The following is a 19,320-nucleotide window of genomic DNA, read 5'->3' as shown; positions in this document are numbered from 1 at the left end:
AGTTGAGAACGCCCCCTCTGCCCAGGCCGTTTTCATTTGTGTTTCAGTGTTTTAGCAAATGTTCGACGAAAGGTAAGCCCAAGGTAAATTGCCGGTAAAGGCGCTTTGCTTAATGGCTGTCAGTGCTTATCTTTCAACCTCCCGTAAAAGATGCCCACGCGCCCAATGGTTGATCACTCCATGCAATCCTCTGCTTCCCGCAATCCCCGTCGCTGGCTGTTTGGCCTGCTTGTCCTGTTGCTCATCGCTGGCCTGTGCTGGAAGTTCTGGCCAAGTGGCGACGACCATAAAGACGCAGCCGGGCAAAAAGTCGCCGCCGGGCATACCGGCAAGGCCGGTGGCATGCGTCCGGGGTTCGGTGGTGCGGGGGGGGCGGTTCCGGTGCGGGTGGCGGCCGCTGTCACGGGCGACTTTGCGCTGTACTACAAGGCGCTGGGCACGGTGACGGCGTTAAACACCATCAATGTGCGCAGCCGTGTCGGCGGCGAATTGGTGAAAATTGCCTTTGAAGAAGGACAAATGGTCAAGGCCGGCGACCTGCTCGCCGAAATTGATCCGCGTCCTTACCAGAATGCCTTGCTGCAAGCCGAAGGCACCTTGCTGCAAAACCAGGCGCAACTGAAAAACGCCCAGGTCGACCTGGAGCGCTATCGCGGCCTGTTTGCCGAAGACAGTATCGCCAAGCAAACCCTGGACACTGCCGCTGCGCTGGTGGGTCAGTATCAGGGCACGGTCAAGACTAGTCAGGCGGCAGTCAACGACGCCAAGCTGAATCTGGAGTTCACCAAAATCCGGGCGCCGATCGCCGGTCGCGTCGGTCTCCGTCAGTTGGATGTCGGCAACCTGGTGGCAGCCAATGACACCACGGCGCTGGCGGTCATTACCCAGACCCAGCCGATCAGTGTGGCGTTCACCTTGCCGGAGAACAGCCTGGAAACCGTACTGGCCCGTTACCGCAGCGGTGCCAGACTGCCGGTGGAAGCCTGGGACCGTGGCGATACCAAACTCCAGGCCACTGGCGTGTTGCAGAGCCTGGACAACCAGATCGACATCACCACCGGCACCCTGAAATTCAAGGCCCGTTACGATAACCGCGACCAGTCGCTATTCCCCAATCAGTTCGTCAATGTGCGTCTGTTGGCCGACACCCTCAAAGGGGTGGTGCTGGCCCCATCGGCAGCAATTCAGTTCGGCACCAACGGCACCTTCGTGTATGCCCTGGACGGTGACAAGAAAGTCTCGCTGCGCCAACTCAAAGTCGGCGCCAGCGATGGCGAGCATACGGTGATCAAGGAGGGCCTGGCCGCCGGTGATCGTGTGGTACTGGAAGGGACGGATCGTCTGAAAGAGGGCAGTGAGGTGGAAGTGGTCAACGACAGCGACGCTGTCCCGACGACCCCGACCGGGCACCTGCAAGGCCAACCGGCGAGCGCCGCCGCTGAACCGTCCGCCACGGACAAGGCGCAAAAGGGCGGCGCATGAATCTCTCGCGGCTGTTCATTCTTCGCCCGGTCGCCACCACGCTGAGCATGCTGGCCATTGTCCTGGCCGGCCTGATCGCGTATCGCCTGTTGCCGGTTTCGGCATTGCCACAGGTCGATTACCCGACCATTCGTGTCATGACGCTTTACCCCGGCGCGAGCCCGGATGTGATGACCAGTGCGGTCACCGCACCGCTGGAACGGCAGTTCGGGCAGATGCCGGGCCTGACTCAAATGGCGTCCACCAGTTCTGGCGGCGCCTCGGTGCTGACCCTGCGTTTCAACCTCGACATTAATATGGATGTCGCCGAGCAACAGGTGCAGGCGGCGATCAACTCCGCGACCAACCTGCTGCCCAAGGACTTGCCCGCGCCACCGGTGTACAACAAGGTCAACCCGGCCGACACCCCGGTGCTGACGCTGGCCATCACCTCAAAGACCATGCTGTTGCCCAAACTCAATGATTTGGTCGACACGCGCATGGCGCAAAAAATCGCCCAGATCAGCGGCGTCGGCATGGTCACCATTGCGGGCGGCCAGCGGCAGGCCGTGCGGATCAAGGTCAACCCCGAGGCCCTGGCGGCCAATGGTTTGAACCTGTCGGACGTGCGCACCCTGATAGGTGCGTCCAACGTCAACCAGCCCAAAGGCAACTTCGATGGCCCGACCCGGGTGTCGATGCTCGATGCCAATGACCAGCTCAAGTCGCCCGAAGACTATGCCGAACTGATCCTGGCCTACAAAAACGGCGCACCGTTGCGGCTCAAGGACGTCGCACAAATTGTTGACGGCGCCGAAAACGAACGCCTTGCCGCCTGGGCCAATGAAAACCAGGCTGTGCTGCTGAACATCCAGCGCCAACCAGGCGCCAACGTGATCGAAGTGGTCGACCGCATCAAGGCCCTGTTGCCGAGCATCACCGACAACCTGCCGGCCGGTCTCGACGTTACCGTACTGACGGACCGCACCCAGACCATCCGTGCCTCGGTGACTGATGTACAACATGAACTGCTGATCGCCATTGCCCTGGTGGTCATGGTCACGTTCCTGTTCCTGCGGCGTTTCAGCGCCACGATCATTCCGTCCATCGCCGTGCCGCTGTCGCTGGTCGGCACGTTCGGCGTGATGTACCTGGCGGGGTTCTCGGTCAACAACCTGACCCTGATGGCGCTGACCATCGCCACCGGTTTTGTGGTGGACGATGCGATCGTCATGCTCGAAAACATCTCGCGCTACATCGAAGAGGGCGAGAGCCCGATGCAAGCGGCGCTCAAGGGCGCCAAGCAGATCGGTTTCACCCTGGTGTCCCTGACCCTGTCGTTGATTGCGGTCCTGATTCCGTTGCTGTTCATGGCCGATGTGGTGGGGCGCCTGTTCCGGGAGTTCGCCATCACCCTGGCGGTGGCGATCCTGATTTCGCTGGTGGTTTCGCTGACCCTGACACCGATGATGTGCGCACGCCTGCTCAAGCGTGAACCGAAGGAAGAAGAGCAGGGCCGGTTCTACCGGGCCAGCGGTGCCTGGATCGACTGGATGATCGCGGCCTACGGGCGCAAATTGCAGTGGGTGCTCAAGCACCAGCCGCTGACGTTGCTGGTGGCCATCGGCACGCTGGGCCTCACGGTGTTCCTGTACATGGTGGTGCCCAAAGGGTTTTTCCCGGTGCAGGACACCGGGGTGATCCAGGGCATTTCCGAGGCGCCCCAGTCGATTTCGTTCGCTGCCATGAGCCAGCGCCAGCAAGCGTTGGCGAAAGTCATCCTGGCGGACCCTGCGGTAGAGAGCCTGTCTTCTTATATCGGTGTCGATGGCGATAACGCGACGCTCAACAGCGGCCGTTTGTTGATCAACCTCAAGCCGCACAAGGAGCGCGACCTGAGTGCCACTCAAGTCATCGCCCGTTTGCAACCGGCGCTGGACAAGCTGGTGGGCATTCGCCTGTACATGCAGCCGGTGCAGGACCTGACCATCGAAGACCGCGTCAGCCGGACTCAGTACCAGTTCAGCATGTCCTCTCCCGACGCCGACCTGCTGAGCCTGTGGAGCGGGCGGTTGGTCGAGGCGCTGGCCAGGCAGCCCGAGCTGACCGATGTTGCCAGCGACTTGCAGGACAAGGGCTTGCAGGTCTATCTGGTGATCGACCGCGATGCCGCCTCACGGATTGGTGTGTCGGTGTCGAACATCACCGATGCCTTGTATGACGCCTTTGGCCAGCGGCAGATTTCCACCATTTACACCCAGGCCAGCCAGTACCGCGTGGTGTTGCAGGCCCAGGCCGGTGAAAAAATCGGCCCGCAGGCGCTGGAGCAGATTCACGTCAAGACCACCGACGGCGGTCAGGTGCGCCTGTCCAGCCTGGCGCGCATGGAAGAACGTCAGGCCCAACTGGCGATTGCCCATATCGGCCAGTTCCCGGCGGTGATGATGTCGTTCAACCTGGCGCCCGGCGTGGCGCTGGGGCAGGCGGTCGAGCTGATCAACAAGGTGCAGCAGGACATCGGCATGCCAGTGGGCGTGCAGACCCAGTTCCAGGGCGCTGCGCAGGCGTTCGAGGCGTCGCTGTCGAGCACTTTGCTGCTGATTCTGGCGGCGGTGGTGACGATGTACATCGTGCTGGGCGTGCTGTACGAAAGTTACATCCACCCGATTACCATCCTCTCGACCTTGCCGTCGGCGGCAGTCGGTGCGTTGTTGGCGTTGATCCTCAGTGGCAATGACCTGGGGATGATCGCGATCATCGGTATCATTTTGCTGATCGGTATCGTCAAGAAGAACGCGATCATGATGATCGACTTTGCCCTGGACGCTGAGCGTAATCAGGGCCTGGACCCGGAAACCGCGATTTACCAGGCGGCGCTGTTGCGTTTTCGTCCGATCCTGATGACGACATTGGCTGCGTTGTTCGGCGCGGTGCCGCTGATGCTTGCCACCGGTTCCGGCGCAGAGCTGCGCCAGCCGCTGGGCCTGGTGATGGTCGGCGGGTTGTTGGTGAGTCAGGTGCTGACGCTGTTTACCACGCCGGTGATCTACTTGTATTTCGACCGGTTGGGACGCCGCTTCGGCAAGTCCGACTCGAAAGAGGTGGTGGTATGACGGCGGTGAGCTTCAAGCTTCAAGCTGCAAGCCTTGAGCTAAAGCCTGCACACATTCTGCTTGTCTCTTGCAGTTTGCCGTTTGAAGCCTGGAGCGGTCGTCCATGAATCTTTCAGGTCCTTTCATAAAACGTCCTGTGGCAACCATGCTGCTTTCTCTGGCCATCATGTTGCTGGGTGGGGTCAGTTTCGGCCTGTTGCCGGTGTCGCCGTTGCCACAGATGGACTTCCCGGTGATCGTCGTTCAGGCCAGTTTGCCGGGCGCCAGCCCCGAGGTCATGGCCTCCACGGTGGCAACGCCGCTGGAGCGATCCTTCGGCGCCATCGCCGGGGTCAACACCATGAGTAGCCGTTCCAGCCAGGGCTCGACGCGGGTGATCCTGCAATTTGACCTGGGGCGCGACATCAACGGCGCGGCGCGGGAAGTGCAAGCGGCCATCAACGCCTCGCGCAACCTGCTGCCCAGCGGCATGCGCAGCATGCCGACCTATAAAAAGGTCAACCCGTCGCAGGCACCGATCATGGTGCTTTCGCTGACCTCGGACGTGTTGGCAAAGGGTCAGCTCTACGATCTGGCCTCGACCATCCTGTCCCAGAGCCTGTCGCAGGTGCCGGGTGTCGGTGAAGTGCAGATCGGCGGCAGCTCCTTGCCGGCGGTGCGCATCGAACTCGAACCGCAACTGCTGAACCAGTATGGCGTGGCGCTGGACGACGTACGCAACACCATCGCCAATGCCAACGTGCGCCGTCCCAAAGGTTCGGTCGAAGACGACCAGCGCATGTGGCAGGTGCAGGCCAACGACCAGTTGGAAAGGGCCAAGGATTACGAGTCGCTGATCATTCGCTACCAGAATGGTTCGGCGCTGCGCCTGAGCGACGTGGCCAAGGTCAGTGACGGTGTGGAGGACCGCTACAACAGTGGTTTCTTCAACAATGACGCTGCCGTGTTGCTGGTGATCAACCGCCAGGCCGGCGCCAACATCATCGAGACTGTCAACGAGATCAAGGCCCAATTGCCGGCGTTGCAGGCAGTGTTGCCGGCGAGCGTCAAGTTGAACCTGGCCATGGACCGTTCGCCGGTGATCAAGGCGACCCTGCACGAAGCGGAAATGACCCTGCTGATTGCCGTCGCGCTGGTGATTCTGGTGGTGTACCTGTTCCTCGGTAACTTGCGCGCCTCGCTGATCCCGACATTGGCGGTGCCGGTGTCGCTGGTGGGCACTTTTGCGGTGATGTACCTCTACGGGTTTTCCCTGAACAACTTGTCGCTGATGGCGCTGATCCTCGCCACCGGACTGGTGGTGGACGACGCCATCGTGGTACTGGAGAACATCTCCCGGCACATCGACGACGGCATTGCGCCAATGAAGGCGGCCTACCTGGGGGCCAAGGAAGTCGGGTTTACCTTGCTGTCGATGAACGTCTCGCTGGTGGCGGTGTTCCTGTCGATCCTGTTCATGGGCGGCATCATCGAAAGCCTGTTCCGCGAGTTTTCCATCACCCTGGCGGCGGCCATTATCGTGTCGCTGGTGGTGTCCCTGACCCTTACGCCGATGTTGTGCGCGCGGTGGCTCAAACCCCACACGCCGGGCCAGGAGAACCGTTTGCAACGCACCAGCCGGCGTGTCAACGACTGGATGGTCAAAGGCTACGCCCGCAGCCTGGACTGGGTCTTGCGTCACCGGCGCCTGACCTTGCTCAGCCTGTTCGTCACCATCGGGGTCAACGTTGCGTTGTACGTGGTAGTGCCCAAGACCTTCATGCCGCAACAGGACACCGGGCAGTTGATCGGTTTTGTGCGCGGTGACGATGGCCTGTCGTTCAGCGTGATGCAGCCGAAAATGGAAATCTTCCGCCAGGCCGTGCTGCGTGATCCTGCGGTAGAAAGCGTGGCCGGGTTTATTGGCGGCAACAATGGCACCAACAACGCCTTCATGCTGGTTCGGCTCAAGCCCATCAAGGAGCGGCAGATATCCGCGCAGAAAGTCATTGAACGCCTGCGCAAGGACATGCCCAAAGTGCCCGGTGGCATGTTGATGCTGATGGCTGACCAGGACCTGCAGTTTGGTGGCGGTCGCGAGCAAGCCTCTTCCCAATACTCGTACATCCTGCAAAGCGGTGATCTTTCAGCGCTGCGGCTGTGGTATCCGAAAGTCGTGACGGCGCTCAAAAGCCTGCCCGAACTGACGGCCATCGACGCCCGCGAAGGCCGTGGTGCCCAGCAAGTGACGCTGGTGGTCGACCGCGATCAGGCCAAACGTCTGGGCGTGGACATGGCCATGGTCACCTCGGTGTTGAACAACGCCTACAGCCAGCGGCAGATTTCCACCATCTACGACAGCCTCAACCAGTATCAGGTGGTGATGGAGGTCAATCCCAAGTACGCCCAGGACCCGATCACCCTCAATCAGGTTCAGGTCATCACGGCTGACGGTGCGCGAATTCCGTTGTCGGCCATCGCTCACTACGAAAACAGCCTGGAAGACGACCGTGTCAGCCACGAAGGACAGTTCGCTTCCGAAGACATTTCCTTCGACATGGCCGAAGGGGTGACGGTCGAGCAGGGCACTGCCGCCATTGAACGGGCGATTGCCAAGCTGGGCCTGCCGGAAGAGGTGATCGTCAAAATGGCCGGCACCGCCGACGCGTTTGCCGCCACGCAAAAGAGCCAGCCGTGGATGATTCTCGGCGCGCTGGTGGCGGTGTATCTGGTGCTGGGGGTGTTGTATGAAAGCTACATTCATCCGCTGACCATTCTGTCCACCTTGCCGTCGGCCGGGGTCGGTGCGTTGCTGTCGATCTATGTGCTGGGCGGTGAATTCAGCCTGATCTCGCTGCTGGGGTTGTTCCTGTTGATCGGTGTGGTGAAGAAAAACGCCATTCTGATGATCGACCTGGCCCTGCAACTGGAGCGCCATCAAGGCATGGCTCCGCTGGAATCGATCCGCAGCGCTTGCCTGTTGCGCCTGCGGCCGATTCTGATGACAACCCTGGCGGCCATTCTCGGTGCCTTGCCGTTGCTGCTCAGCAGCGCAGAAGGAGCGGAAATGCGTCAGCCGTTGGGCCTGACGATTATCGGCGGGCTGATTTTCAGCCAGGTGCTGACGCTTTACACCACTCCGGTGGTTTACCTCTATCTCGACAAACTGCGCCATCGCTTCAACCACTGGCGTGGGGTACGTACCGATGCTGCTCTGGAAACCGCGCTATGACTGACCGTTCGCCCTTCAACCCTGTGTTCTCGGCCCGGGGTTCGCGATTGCTGAGCCTGTCGCTCAGTGCCTTGCTGCTCAGCGCTTGTGCCATCGGCCCGGATTACCAGCGCCCGCCAGTCGCCGAACCGGCGCAGTACAAGCAAGCCGAAGGCTGGCGTCAGGCCAACCCCAGCGATTCATTGGCCCGTGGCGCCTGGTGGGAGCTGTACGGCGATCAACAACTCAACGGGCTGATTGAAAAGCTCAACAGTGCCAACCAGACCGTCGCCCAGTCCGAAGCCCAGTACCGTCAGGCGCAAGCGCTGGTGCGCAGTGCGCGAGGCTCGTTTTTCCCCAAGGTTGACCTGAGTGCCGGGAAAACCCGTTCCAGCCAGGGCACCGGCAGCAGCAGTTCCAGTCTGAGCAGTTCCAGCAGCGGGATTCGCGACACCTACAACACCCAGTTGGGGGTGAGCTGGGAAGCGGATGTCTGGGGCAAATTGCGCCGTGGGCTGGAAGCCAATGAAGCCAGCGCCGAGGCGAGTGCCGCTGACCTGGCGGCCATGCGCCTGAGCCAGCAATCGGAACTGGTGCAAAATTACCTGCAACTGCGGGTGATCGATCAGCAGAAACGCTTGCTGGAAGCGACGGTGGAAAACTATCAGCGTTCGCTGAAAATGACTGAAAACCAGTACCGTGCCGGTGTCTCGGGCAAGGACGCCGTGGCCCAGGCGCAAACCCAACTCAAAGGCACCCAGGCTGACCTGATTGACCTGATCTGGCAGCGCGCTCAGTTCGAGAATGCGATTGCCGTTCTGACCGGGCAGCCACCGGCCGGGTTCAGCCTGGCCGAAACCCGGGACATCCCGGTGTTGCCGCAAGTGCCTGTGAGCCTGCCCTCGCAGTTGCTGGAGCGCCGCCCGGATATCGCTTCGGCAGAACGTTCGGTGATCGCCGCCAACGCCAACATTGGCGTGGCGAAGGCTGCGTATTACCCGGACCTGAGCTTGAGCCTGAGCGGTGGCTACAGCAGCAGCACCTACGCCGACTGGATCAGCCTGCCGAACCGCTTCTGGTCCGTGGGGCCCAAACTGGCGATGACCCTGTTCGACGGTGGCCAGCGCTCGGCGGAAGTCGACCGCAGCGAGGCGCTTTACGATCAGACCGTCGCCAAATACCGGCAGACCGTGCTCGATGGTTTCCGCGAGGTGGAGAACTACCTGGTGCAACTCAAGGTGCTCGAAGACGAAGCCGTGGTGCGTCAGCAAGCGCTGGATTCAGCACGCGAGTCCCTGCGCCTGACCCTGAACCAGTACAAGGCCGGGCTGATCGCCTATCTTGACGTGGTGGTGATCCAGGCTTCGGCGCTGAACAACGAGCGCAGCGTACTGACGTTGCAGCAAAGTCGTTTGATCGCCAGTGTGCAACTGATCGCCGCGCTTGGCGGCGGATGGGACGGGCAGATGCAACTCAGCGAGAAAAAGTAGGCCGTGCGTGAGTAATGCCAGTCATTTAGAGCACGAAACATGTGGGCGCGAGCCTGCTCGCGAAGGCGTCGGCACCTTCAACATCAATGTTTGCTGACCCGCCGATTTCGCGAGTAGGCTCGCTCCCACAAGGATTTCACTTAACTGACAGGCATTAGGCGGGCGTGAGTCCTTTCTGACCGTTCATCGTTATCGCCCCTACACCCTGTAAGGGCATGTTCCACCTTGTTACAGACTTTCTCCGAGGCTGCTGGCCTTTTGGTTACTTTGGGGATGCGTTCTTTGGCGCAATGGGTACAATCCTGCGATTTGCCCCCAAGCATGGATGCAGTTCGGCTCACCGGCCTCGAGAAGTCTCATGCTCATCGGAAGTTACTCCCCCGCTCTGGTGCTGATCTCGCTCTGCGTGGCGATTCTGGCGTCCTACACCGCTTTGGACCTTACCGGTCGTATCGCCACGACCACAGGCCGCGCCGCTCATTTATGGACTGTCGGCGGTGCGTTGGCCATGGGCGTGGGCGTCTGGTCGATGCACTTTATTGGCATGCTGGCCTTCACGTTGCCCATCGACCTGGGCTACGACATTACGATCACCTTGCTTTCCCTGCTGATCGCCATCCTTTCCTGCGGGTTTGCCTTGTGGCTTGTCAGTCAGCCGCGCCTTCCGGGCTGGCAGCTGGCGTTTGGCGCGCTGATCATGGGCGGGGGCATCAGTGCGATGCATTACACCGGCATGGCGGCGATGCGCATGCAGCCGGGCATCGATTACGACCCGACCCTGTTCTGGGCATCGTTGCTGATTGCCGTGGGCGCCTCGGCGGCGGCGTTGTGGATTGCGTTTCGGTTGCGCCAGAACACGCCACATGTGCGCTTTGCCCGTGGCGGGGCGGCGGTGGTCATGGGCATCGCTATCGTCGGCATGCACTACACCGGGATGGCCGCTGCGCAGTTCCCCGACGGCAGTTTTTGTGGCGCGGCCATTGATGGCCTGAACGGCAAGGGCCTGGACAATCTGGTACTGATTACCACCCTGGCGGTGTTGAGCATTGCCTTGCTGACTTCAATTCTCGATGCCCGCCTGGAAGCGCGTACCGCCGAATTGGCCAACTCCCTGACGCTGGCCAATCGCGAACTGACCCAACTGGCCCTGCATGACACCCTGACCGGATTGCCCAATCGGGTGCTGCTGGCCGACCGGATCGACCAGGCCATGCATGTGGTGCAAGAGCAGGGTGGTTGTTTTGCGCTGATGTTTATTGACCTGGACGGTTTCAAACCGGTCAACGATGCTTTCGGCCATCATATGGGCGATCAGTTGTTGCGCGAAGTCGGTTTGCGCCTGCGCGAAGACCTGCGCAGCCAGGACACCCTGGCGCGGATCGGCGGTGACGAGTTCGTGTTGTTGGTGCAAATGAGCGAGCCTGACGACGCGTTGCGCCTGGCGGCGCGTCAGGTCGGGCTGATCTCCCGTTCGTTTAGCGTGGCGGACCATGACTTGCAGATTTCCGCCAGCGTCGGTATCGCGATGTACCCCGGCAACGGCCAGACCGCGCAAGAATTGCTGATGAACGCCGATGCGGCGATGTATCACGCCAAAGGCACCGGCAAGAACGGTTACCGGTTTTTCGATGCCTCGATGAACACCAACGCCCGCAAGCAACTGCAATTGCTCCAGGATTTGCGCAATGCCGTAGAGCAGCAGCAATTCAGCCTGCATTACCAACCCAAGTTCGACGCCAGCAACGGCCGCCCGGTCGGGGCCGAGGCGCTGTTGCGCTGGGAGCATCCGAGGCAAGGCATGTTGCTGCCGGACAAGTTCATCGACCTGGCAGAAAAAACCGGCTTGATCATTCCAATCGGTGACTGGGTGCTCAACGAAGCCTGTCGCCAAATGGCCCAGTGGTACGCCCAGGGTTACACCGGTTGGCGCATCGCGGTAAACCTGTCGGCCTTGCAGTTCTGCCACGCTGGACTGGTCCAGAGCGTGGCGAAGGCCCTGGCGGTTCATCATTTACCGGCCAACAGCCTGACCCTGGAAATCACCGAAACCACTGCCATGAGTGATGCCGACGCGAGCATGACCGTGCTCCAGCAACTGGCAGACATGGGTGTGGATTTGTCCATTGATGACTTTGGCACCGGTTACTCCAGCCTGATGTACCTCAAGCGTTTGCCGGCCAATGAGTTGAAAATCGACCGGGGGTTTGTCCGCGATCTGGAACACGACAGCGACGATGCCGCCATTGTTTCGGCCATCGTCGCCCTGGGCCAGGCATTGGGGCTGCGGATCGTTGCCGAGGGCGTGGAAACCGACATGCAACAGAACTTCCTGACCCAACTGGGTTGCGACTCGTTGCAAGGCTACCTGCTCGGTCACCCGCAGCCGGCCGACGCCTTCATGCTCGATATTCACCGCGCCGAGCAATTGGCCGCGGGTTGATGGGCCGAGTCCACAGGGGAGATGCGATCAAGTGTGGGAGCGAGTCTGCTCGCGAAGACGTCAGTCCGGACACCACAGACCCCATGCAAAACCCGACGATGGCGGTTATTCTTGGCCCCGATTGCTAATGCTTGCATCAGGGGGAAGACCAGCATGGACAAAGTCATCGTCATCACCGGGGGCGGACGCGGTATCGGCGCCGCGACGGCGCTCTTGGCGGCGCAGCAGGGGTATCGGATCTGCATCAACTACCAGGCTGACGAACAGTCCGCGTTCACGGTGTTGCAGCGAGTACGCGAGTTGGGGGCCCAGGCCATCGCGGTTCGTGCCGATGTCAGCATCGAAGACGAAGTGATCGGGCTGTTCCACCGCGTCGACACGGAGCTGGGTCGGGTCACTGCCCTGGTGAACAACGCCGGCACCGTCGGGCACAAGTCCCGGGTTGACGAAATGTCCGAGTTCCGCATTCTCAAAATCATGAAGACCAATGTGCTGGCGCCGATTCTCTGCGCCAAGCATGCGGTGCTGCGCATGTCGCCCAGGCATGGCGGGCAGGGCGGCAGCATCGTTAACGTCTCTTCGGTGGCCTCGCGCCTGGGCTCGGCGGGCGAATACGTCGACTACGCCGCTTCCAAAGGCGCGCTGGACAGCTTCACGATTGGCCTGTCCAAGGAAGTCGCTGGCGAAGGTATTCGCGTTAACGCGGTCCGCCCCGGCTACATCTATACCGACTTCCACGCCCTGAGCGGTGACCCGGACCGGGTCAGCAAACTTGAGTCCGGCATCCCTATGGCCCGTGGTGGCCGCCCGGATGAAGTGGCCGAGGCGATCATCTGGCTGCTGTCGGACAAAGCGTCGTACGCGACCGGGACGTTTATCGATCTGGCGGGCGGGCGTTAACGACGCGTTTGATTCACGGGTGTCTGGCTCAGGCGTTAAACCTGCTGAGCCGGACGTCTGCGCCTATGCCAGTGGCTGATCGTCAGAACTGCCCACAGCGTCAACCAACCCTTGAGGTGGTAGGTTGCCGAAGCCGCCAGGTATTCGTGACGCTGATGGGGCAACACACAAAAATAGCGTTGCTCGCCTGTTGGGTTGGCACTGATGCCAGGAAATGCCTCGGTCGTGGATGCTGTCACCGGTGACAAGGCGGCGTGGGTGATCTCTGCGATCTGCTTTGCATCGCACAGGTTTTCATCCATGAAGCGCAGCGTTGAACCCGCCATCAGCACTGCAATGACGAACAGGCTCCAGTAGTGTGGGTGTGGTTTCCAGCACATCAGCACCACGGCGGCGATCAACCCGGCGATCGCAGGTTCAAGGGCAGCGCTCAGCAAGCTTTCCGTCAGCGTGTCTGCATAGAGGGTCGGGAACACGTAGCGAATCAACGCGATATAGACCATGGTCGTGGTCACCGCGCCCAGCAGCGTCTTCAGCGTTTTTTCCATCGGTCGTCCATAACCCGGGGTTGTCATGGACAGCAACTGGCCAGCAACGGCACGCTCCATCCATGGATGAGTGAAGCGCGGATGCTGCCAGCGACGGGAGCGAACGGCAAGCCTGAGGTTAAAACGAACGAACAATCCGCCCCAAGGTTTCCATCGCCTTCTCGGCATCCTCGTTCCACGGGCTGCCGTAGTTCAGGCGGATGCAGTTTCTAAAGCGCTGGGTCGGGGAAAAGATCGGTCCCGGGGCGATGCTGATGCCTTGGGCCAGGGCCATCTGGAACAGCTTCAGAGAGTCCATCTGCGGCGGCAACTCCAACCACAGGAAGTAGCCGCCGGCCGGTTGGCTGACGCGGGTTTGCGCCGGAAAGTAGCGGGCAATGGCGGCCAACATGGCGCTTTGTTGTTCTTCCAGAGCGTAGCGCAGTTTACGCAAGTGGCGGTCGTAGCCGCCGTGTTGCAGGTAGTCGGCAATCGCCGCCTGGGCCGGCATCGAGGCGCAGAGCGAGGTCATCAGTTTCAGGCGTTCGATTTTCTGCGCATAGCGCCCGGCCGCGACCCAGCCGACGCGATAACCTGGGGCCAGGCTTTTGGCGAAGGAGCCGCAATGCATCACCAGGCCTTCAGTGTCGAAGGCTTTTGCCGGTTTTGGCGCTTGCTGACCGTAATACAGTTCGGCGTAGACGTCGTCCTCGATCAGCGGCACCTGATGCACGCGCAGCAATTCCACCAGTTCCTGCTTCTTCGCCTCGGGCATGGTCGCGCCCATCGGGTTCTGGAAACTGGTCATGCACCAGCACGCCTTGATCGGGTGACGTTCAAGGGTTTGCGCGAGCACGCCCAGGTCGATGCCGTCGCGCGGGTGCACGGGAATTTCCACGGCTTTGAGCTTGAGTCGTTCCAGCACTTGCAGGCTGGCGTAGAACGCCGGGGCCTCAATGGCCACCAGGTCACCGGGTTCGGTCACCGCTTGCAGGCACAGGTTCAGGGCTTCGAGCGCGCCGTTGGTAATCAGCAGTTCTTCCATGGGCAGCATCAGGCCGCCGACCATGTAGCGCAGGGCGATTTGCCGACGCAGTTGCGGGTTGCCCGGCGACATGTCGGTGACCACCACGCGCGGGTCCATTTCGCGGCTGGCACTGGCCAGCGAGCGGGACAAACGTTGCAGCGGGAACAGTGTCGGGCTCGGGAAGGCCGAGCCGAACGGTACGGTGTTCGGGTCCTTGATCGAGTCGAGTACCGAGAACACCAGCTCACTGACGTCGACTTCCGTCGACTCGTTGACCTGGCTGCTGATCACCGGCTCCGAGAACGGGCTCGGCGCGTGGGTGTTGACGAAGTAGCCGGAACGCGGGCGGGCGCGGATCAGCCCACGGCGCTCCAGCAAGTAATAGGCCTGGAAGACCGTGGACGGGCTGACCCCGTAGGTCTGGCTGGCGTAGCGCACCGACGGCACGCGTTGACCCGGCCCAAGCACCCCGGAGCGGATCAGTTCAGCGATGTCGTCGGCGAATTTTTCGTAGCGTTTCATCGGGTGCTCGGGTTGGAGTTATTCATGTGGTGCGCTCTTGTGGCGAGGGAGCTTGCTCCCGTTCGGCTGCGTAGCAGTCGTAAAATTTCAGGGGCGCTTCGCACCCCAACGGGAGCAAGCTCCCTCGCCACAGAGGACTGCATCTTAAAGGTTCAACGGTTCATCGGCGCAACAAAACGGCTCTTGGCCACGCTGTGCACGCTTGGGTCATCGCTGTCGCTGATCATGAAGCTGATCTTCTGCGAGCTGCTGGCGGGCTGTTCGGTCGTCATGGCCACGGACACCGGAACATCGACGATTTCGCCTGGCGCCAGGCTCAGCTCGGTCTTGCCCTGCAACTGGAAGCCTTCGCCGTCGACCAGGCTCAGGCGGTAGCCCTGACGCTCCTGGGTTTTGTTGATGACCTTGAGGCTGTAGATGTTTTCGATCTGCCCCAGGCTGTTCTCACGGAACAAGCCACGGTCCTTGCTGACGTCCAGGGACACCATCGGCCGCTCGATCAACGCCAGAGCCAGTGCACCGATCATCACCACCAGCACTGCGCTGTAGCCGATCAGCCTTGGTCGCAGCAGGTGCGTCTTGCCACCCTGCAATTCATGCTCGGAGGTGTAACTGATCAGGCCACGGGCGTAGCCCATTTTGTCCATGATCGAATCACAGGCGTCGATGCACGCGGCGCAGCCGATGCATTCCATCTGCAAGCCATCGCGAATGTCGATACCGGTCGGGCAGACCTGCACGCACAAGTGGCAATCGATGCAGTCACCGAGGCCGACATCGGCCGGTTTTACATCGCGTTTGCGCGGGCCACGGATCTCGCCGCGTGCCGTGTCATAGGAGATGGTCAGGGTGTCTTTGTCGAACATCACGCTCTGGAAACGGGCGTAAGGGCACATGTGCATGCACACCGCTTCACGCAGCCAACCGGCATTGATGTAGGTGGCTCCGGTGAAAAACAGCACCCAGAACAGACTCACGCCGCCCATTTGCAGGGTCAGCAACTCGTTGGCCAGTGGACGGATCGGCGTGAAGTAACCGACGAAGGTCAGGCCGGTCATCACGCTGATCGCCAGCCACATCGTGTGCTTGGCAGAACGGCGCATCAGTTTGTTCAGCCCCCACGGCGCCGCTTTCAGCTTGATCCGCTGGTTGCGCTCGCCCTCGGTGACTTTTTCGCACCACATGAACAGCCAGGTAAAGGAGCTCTGCGGGCAGGTGTAGCCGCACCAGACCCGGCCCGCGAACACGGTGATCGCGAACAGGCCGAAGGCGCAGATGATCAGCAGCGCCGACAGCAGGATGAAGTCCTGCGGCCAGAACGTTGCGCCGAAAATGTGAAACTTGCTTTCCGAGAGGTCCCAGAGCACAGCCTGACGGCCGCCCCAGTTGAGCCACACGGTGCCGAAAAACGCCAGAAACAAAAAGCCTGCACCGCACACGCGCAAAGTGCGGAACAGACCGGTGAAGCTGCGGGTGTGAATCTGGTTGTCGCTGGATTTGGCCTTCATCTTTGGACGCGAAGGCTCGAATGTTTCTACTAATCGGACGGGGATTCTTTCGCTCATGGTCTTTCGCTCATCAGCCTCCATCAGGCCTGAGCACTATGACCTTCGATCTGTTTGCATAACAGACTCAGCTATTGCAATAAAAAGCGGATCAGATGGCCCGGTGCAGCCCCCCTGCGACAAGTTGCTGCACCCCGCAAACATGGCGGTCGCGCCTATATCAAGCGCTGGCCGGGTTCTATGATCTGCATCAGTCAAATCACCGAATCACTGTCAGTGGTCATCAAGTGCCTGCGTCCGTCGGTGGCGCCTGCTACGGTTAATGCGTCGGCTTCTGCTTCGGTGATGTAGATGCGCTGACCATCGAGTTCGACCGCCGACATGGATTTATCCGCGTCGGTGATGATGGTGACGTCGGGAGCAAGGCGAATTTCTTCACCGTTCTCGGTGATGAAAAAGCAAGTCTGGTTATCGATATGCACAGTCATGATGGTCTCCGGTTTCAGCAGGCTCTCAAGGTTTAGGGCGCACCGGGAGGCTATCGTTCTGGGCAACTGATTAGTGGTCGTTAGTGGTCGTGGTCGGTCTCGCTCACCTCCAGGACCTGGCCGTCAAAGCCGTGGGCGGTTTGAGCCTGCGCGTACACGGCGACCTACACTTGGGTCAGGTGCTGGTGATCAAGGGCGACGCTTGCCTGATCGACTTCGAAGGTGAACCGGCACGGCTATTGCTTGAGCGAAGGGGCAAGCACAGCCCGTACAAGGACGTCAGTGGCGTGTTGCGCTCCTTCGATTACACCGCAGCGATGGCCTTGAAGGCGCAGAGTGTCGACGGGTTGTTGCGTGGGCTCAAACCCTTTTCAGAGACAGGTGGAGAGCAGTCATGAGTTTCTCGAACAAGGAACAGGGGCACGTGAAACCGGCGCTGCTGCCTGCGGCGCAGGATATTGAAGCGCTGGTACGTGCTGAACACCAGGATCCGTTTGCCATCCTCGGCCCCCATGCCGATGGGGCGGGTGGCCAATTCATTCGCGCCTTCCTGCCGGATGCGTTGAGCGTGCAGGTGCTGGCCCGGGAGAGTGGCGAGGTGTTGGGCAGCCTTCATGCCACCGATGTGCCGGGGTTGTTTGTCGGGCACTTCGACCGGGCACAGGGCTATCTGCTGCGTACGCAATGGGCGGGTGGCGAACAAACCGCCGAAGACCCTTATTCATTTGGCCCGCTGTTGGGTGAGATGGATTTGTACCTGTTTGCCGAGGGCAATCACCGCGACCTCAGTGCATGCCTCGGCGCGCAGTTGAAGGCGATCGAGGGGGTCGAGGGCGTGCGTTTTGCGGTGTGGGCGCCGAATGCCCGGCGTGTGTCGGTGGTTGGCGATTTCAACACCTGGGACGGCCGTCGCCATCCGATGCGCCTGCGTCATCCGTCCGGGGTCTGGGAGGTGTTCATCCCGCGCTTGCAGGCAGGCGAGGCGTACAAATACGAGATTCTCGGCGCCCACGGGATCCTGCCACTCAAGGCGGACCCGATGGCCCTGGCCACTCAATTACCGCCGGGTACGGCCTCGAAAGTCGCTGCACCGTTGACAGTCGACTGGCAGGACCACGAATGGATGCAGGCGCGCGGCGAACATCAACAACCGACGGCACCGCTGTCGATCTACGAACTGCATGTCGGCTCCTGGCAATGCGAGGTGGATGATGCAGGCGAGGTGGCGCGCCAATACACCTGGCATGAACTGGCAGAGCATTTGATTCCCTATGTGCAGAATCTGGGGTTCACCCACATTGAGTTGATGCCGGTCATGGAGCACCCGTTTGGCGGCTCGTGGGGGTATCAGCCTCTGTCGCAATTCGCCCCGAGCGCTCGCTACGGTTCGCCCGATGATTTCGCCGCGTTCGTCAATGCCTGCCACCTGGCGAGTATCGGGGTGATTCTGGATTGGGTGCCGGCGCATTTTCCGACCGATACCCACGGCCTGGCGCAGTTCGACGGCACGGCACTCTATGAGTACGGCAACCCGCAGGAAGGCTTTCATCAGGACTGGGACACGCTGATCTACAACCTGGGCCGCACCGAAGTCCACGGTTTCATGCTGGCGTCGGCACTGCACTGGCTCAAGCATTTTCATGTCGATGGCCTGCGGGTCGATGCGGTGGCCTCGATGCTTTATCGCGACTATTCACGCAAGGCCGGCGAGTGGGTACCCAATCGCCACGGTGGCCGGGAAAACCTCGAGGCCATTGACTTTGTCCGCCACCTCAACGATGTCGTGGACCTGGAAGCGCCGGGGGCGCTGGTGATCGCCGAAGAGTCCACGGCTTGGCCCGGCGTCAGTCAAGGCACGCAACAGGGGGGGCTGGGCTTTGATTACAAATGGAACATGGGCTGGATGCACGATTCGCTGCATTACATTCAGCAGGACCCGGTCTACCGTGCCCATCATCACGACGAACTGAGCTTTGGCCTGGTTTACGCCTGGTCCGAGCGCTTCATCCTGCCGATTTCCCACGACGAAGTGGTGCACGGCAAACACTCGCTGATCGACAAGATGCCCGGTGATCGTTGGCAAAAATTCGCCAACTTGCGCGCCTACCTGAGTTTCATGTGGGCCCATCCCGGCAAGAAACTGTTGTTCATGGGTTGTGAGTTTGGTCAGTGGCGCGAGTGGAACCACGATCAGCAACTGGACTGGTACTTACTGCAATACCCGGAACACCGGGGCGTGCAAAAACTGGTGGGCGACCTCAATCGCCTGTACCGCGAAGAACCGGCGCTGCACGATCAGGACGACGCACCGCAGGGCTTTCAATGGTTGATCGGTGACGACGCCATCAACAGCGTCTATGCCTGGCTGCGCTGGAGCAAGGAAGGACGGCCGGTGCTGGTGGTGGCCAACTTCACCCCGGTACCGCGTCAGGCCTATCGCGTGGGTGTACCGGTTGCCGGGCGCTGGACTGAACTGATCAACAGCGATGCCGACACCTACGCCGGCTCCAATTATGGCAACGATGGCGGGGCATTCACCGAGGAAGAGGGCAGCCACGGCCAGGCGCTGTCATTGGTGCTGAATCTGCCGCCGTTGGCGGTGTTGATGTTGCGGCCGCAGGGTTAAGGTGAAGCTGAGAAGACCGCTCACGCCGCGC

Annotated in this window: 11 protein-coding genes and 1 pseudogene; 8 read left to right on the top strand and 4 right to left on the bottom strand. The window is 60.8% G+C overall.

What is annotated here, in order from left to right; all coding sequences use genetic code 11:
• The first annotated feature begins 165 nt into the window (after positions 1-165).
• The 6 genes from AC1Z1G_RS14175 (at position 166) to AC1Z1G_RS14150 (ending at position 12,594) form a co-directional block, all read left to right on the top strand.
• Positions 166-1,482, top strand: a complete 1,317-nt coding sequence (locus AC1Z1G_RS14175) for an MdtA/MuxA family multidrug efflux RND transporter periplasmic adaptor subunit (RefSeq protein ID WP_483620704.1) — start codon at positions 166-168, stop codon at positions 1,480-1,482.
• A complete protein-coding gene (locus AC1Z1G_RS14170; protein ID WP_483620703.1) occupies positions 1,479-4,574 on the top strand; it encodes an MdtB/MuxB family multidrug efflux RND transporter permease subunit in 3,096 nt (1,031 codons plus the stop codon). The genes AC1Z1G_RS14175 and AC1Z1G_RS14170 overlap by 4 nt, the downstream gene beginning before the upstream one ends.
• A gap of 103 nt (positions 4,575-4,677) precedes the next feature.
• Positions 4,678-7,785: an efflux RND transporter permease subunit gene (locus tag AC1Z1G_RS14165; protein WP_483620702.1), complete on the top strand. Its 3,108-nt coding sequence runs from the start codon at positions 4,678-4,680 to the stop codon at positions 7,783-7,785.
• On the top strand, positions 7,782-9,254 hold the full coding sequence (locus tag AC1Z1G_RS14160) for an efflux transporter outer membrane subunit (protein ID WP_483620701.1): 1,473 nt from the start codon (positions 7,782-7,784) through the stop codon (positions 9,252-9,254). The genes AC1Z1G_RS14165 and AC1Z1G_RS14160 overlap by 4 nt, the downstream gene beginning before the upstream one ends.
• Before the next feature lie 358 nt (positions 9,255-9,612).
• The gene (locus AC1Z1G_RS14155; RefSeq protein WP_483620700.1) at positions 9,613-11,694 is read left to right on the top strand and encodes a putative bifunctional diguanylate cyclase/phosphodiesterase; all 2,082 of its coding nucleotides are present in this window, start codon (positions 9,613-9,615) and stop codon (positions 11,692-11,694) included.
• Positions 11,695-11,847: 153 nt separating this feature from the next.
• The gene (locus AC1Z1G_RS14150; RefSeq protein ID WP_483620699.1) at positions 11,848-12,594 is read left to right on the top strand and encodes an SDR family oxidoreductase; all 747 of its coding nucleotides are present in this window, start codon (positions 11,848-11,850) and stop codon (positions 12,592-12,594) included.
• A gap of 35 nt (positions 12,595-12,629) precedes the next feature.
• On the opposite strand, the gene AC1Z1G_RS14145 is transcribed toward AC1Z1G_RS14150, so the two are convergent.
• The 4 genes from AC1Z1G_RS14145 to AC1Z1G_RS14130 form a co-directional block, all read right to left on the bottom strand.
• The gene (locus tag AC1Z1G_RS14145) at positions 12,630-13,142 is read right to left on the bottom strand and encodes a hypothetical protein (RefSeq protein WP_483620698.1); all 513 of its coding nucleotides are present in this window, start codon (positions 13,140-13,142) and stop codon (positions 12,630-12,632) included.
• Positions 13,143-13,260: 118 nt separating this feature from the next.
• Positions 13,261-14,670 (bottom strand): GntR family transcriptional regulator MpaR, encoded by a 1,410-nt coding sequence (gene mapR / locus AC1Z1G_RS14140; RefSeq protein WP_483620697.1) that lies wholly within the window; start codon positions 14,668-14,670, stop codon positions 13,261-13,263.
• Positions 14,671-14,822: 152 nt separating this feature from the next.
• On the bottom strand, positions 14,823-16,235 hold the full coding sequence (ccoG, locus tag AC1Z1G_RS14135; protein ID WP_483620696.1) for a cytochrome c oxidase accessory protein CcoG: 1,413 nt from the start codon (positions 16,233-16,235) through the stop codon (positions 14,823-14,825).
• Positions 16,236-16,429: 194 nt separating this feature from the next.
• Positions 16,430-16,663, bottom strand: coding sequence for a DUF3203 family protein (locus tag AC1Z1G_RS14130; protein ID WP_483620695.1), 234 nt, complete (start codon positions 16,661-16,663; stop codon positions 16,430-16,432).
• Positions 16,664-16,761: 98 nt separating this feature from the next.
• Here AC1Z1G_RS14130 and AC1Z1G_RS14125 point away from each other — a divergent pair.
• Together AC1Z1G_RS14125 and glgB are read left to right on the top strand one after the other, a co-directional pair.
• A pseudogene (locus tag AC1Z1G_RS14125) lies at positions 16,762-17,007 on the top strand (hypothetical protein); the annotation flags it as partial.
• Positions 17,008-17,057: 50 nt separating this feature from the next.
• Complete coding sequence (gene glgB, locus AC1Z1G_RS14120) at positions 17,058-19,289, top strand: 1,4-alpha-glucan branching protein GlgB (protein WP_483620694.1); 2,232 nt, start codon at positions 17,058-17,060, stop codon at positions 19,287-19,289.
• The last annotated feature ends 31 nt before the right edge of the window (positions 19,290-19,320 follow it).

It is taken from the genome of Pseudomonas sp. JL27(2026), from assembly GCF_056933555.1.
The sequence above is the reverse complement of the archived record's forward strand: the minus strand, read 5'-3'. Positions and strand labels throughout refer to the sequence as shown.

What these genes read in the sequence shown, in the direction of transcription:
- AC1Z1G_RS14175 (WP_483620704.1), top strand. Translation starts at nt 166, where the DNA reads ATGGTTGATCACTCCATGCAATCCTCTGCTTCCCGCAATCCCCGTCGC.
- AC1Z1G_RS14170 (WP_483620703.1), top strand. Translation starts at nt 1,479, where the DNA reads ATGAATCTCTCGCGGCTGTTCATTCTTCGCCCGGTCGCCACCACGCTG.
- AC1Z1G_RS14165 (WP_483620702.1), top strand. Translation starts at nt 4,678, where the DNA reads ATGAATCTTTCAGGTCCTTTCATAAAACGTCCTGTGGCAACCATGCTG.
- AC1Z1G_RS14160 (WP_483620701.1), top strand. Translation starts at nt 7,782, where the DNA reads ATGACTGACCGTTCGCCCTTCAACCCTGTGTTCTCGGCCCGGGGTTCG.
- AC1Z1G_RS14155 (WP_483620700.1), top strand. Translation starts at nt 9,613, where the DNA reads ATGCTCATCGGAAGTTACTCCCCCGCTCTGGTGCTGATCTCGCTCTGC.
- AC1Z1G_RS14150 (WP_483620699.1), top strand. Translation starts at nt 11,848, where the DNA reads ATGGACAAAGTCATCGTCATCACCGGGGGCGGACGCGGTATCGGCGCC.
- AC1Z1G_RS14145 (WP_483620698.1), bottom strand. Translation starts at nt 13,142, where the DNA reads ATGGAAAAAACGCTGAAGACGCTGCTGGGCGCGGTGACCACGACCATG.
- mapR (WP_483620697.1), bottom strand. Translation starts at nt 14,670, where the DNA reads ATGAAACGCTACGAAAAATTCGCCGACGACATCGCTGAACTGATCCGC.
- ccoG (WP_483620696.1), bottom strand. Translation starts at nt 16,235, where the DNA reads ATGAGCGAAAGAATCCCCGTCCGATTAGTAGAAACATTCGAGCCTTCG.
- AC1Z1G_RS14130 (WP_483620695.1), bottom strand. Translation starts at nt 16,663, where the DNA reads ATGACTGTGCATATCGATAACCAGACTTGCTTTTTCATCACCGAGAAC.
- glgB (WP_483620694.1), top strand. Translation starts at nt 17,058, where the DNA reads ATGAGTTTCTCGAACAAGGAACAGGGGCACGTGAAACCGGCGCTGCTG.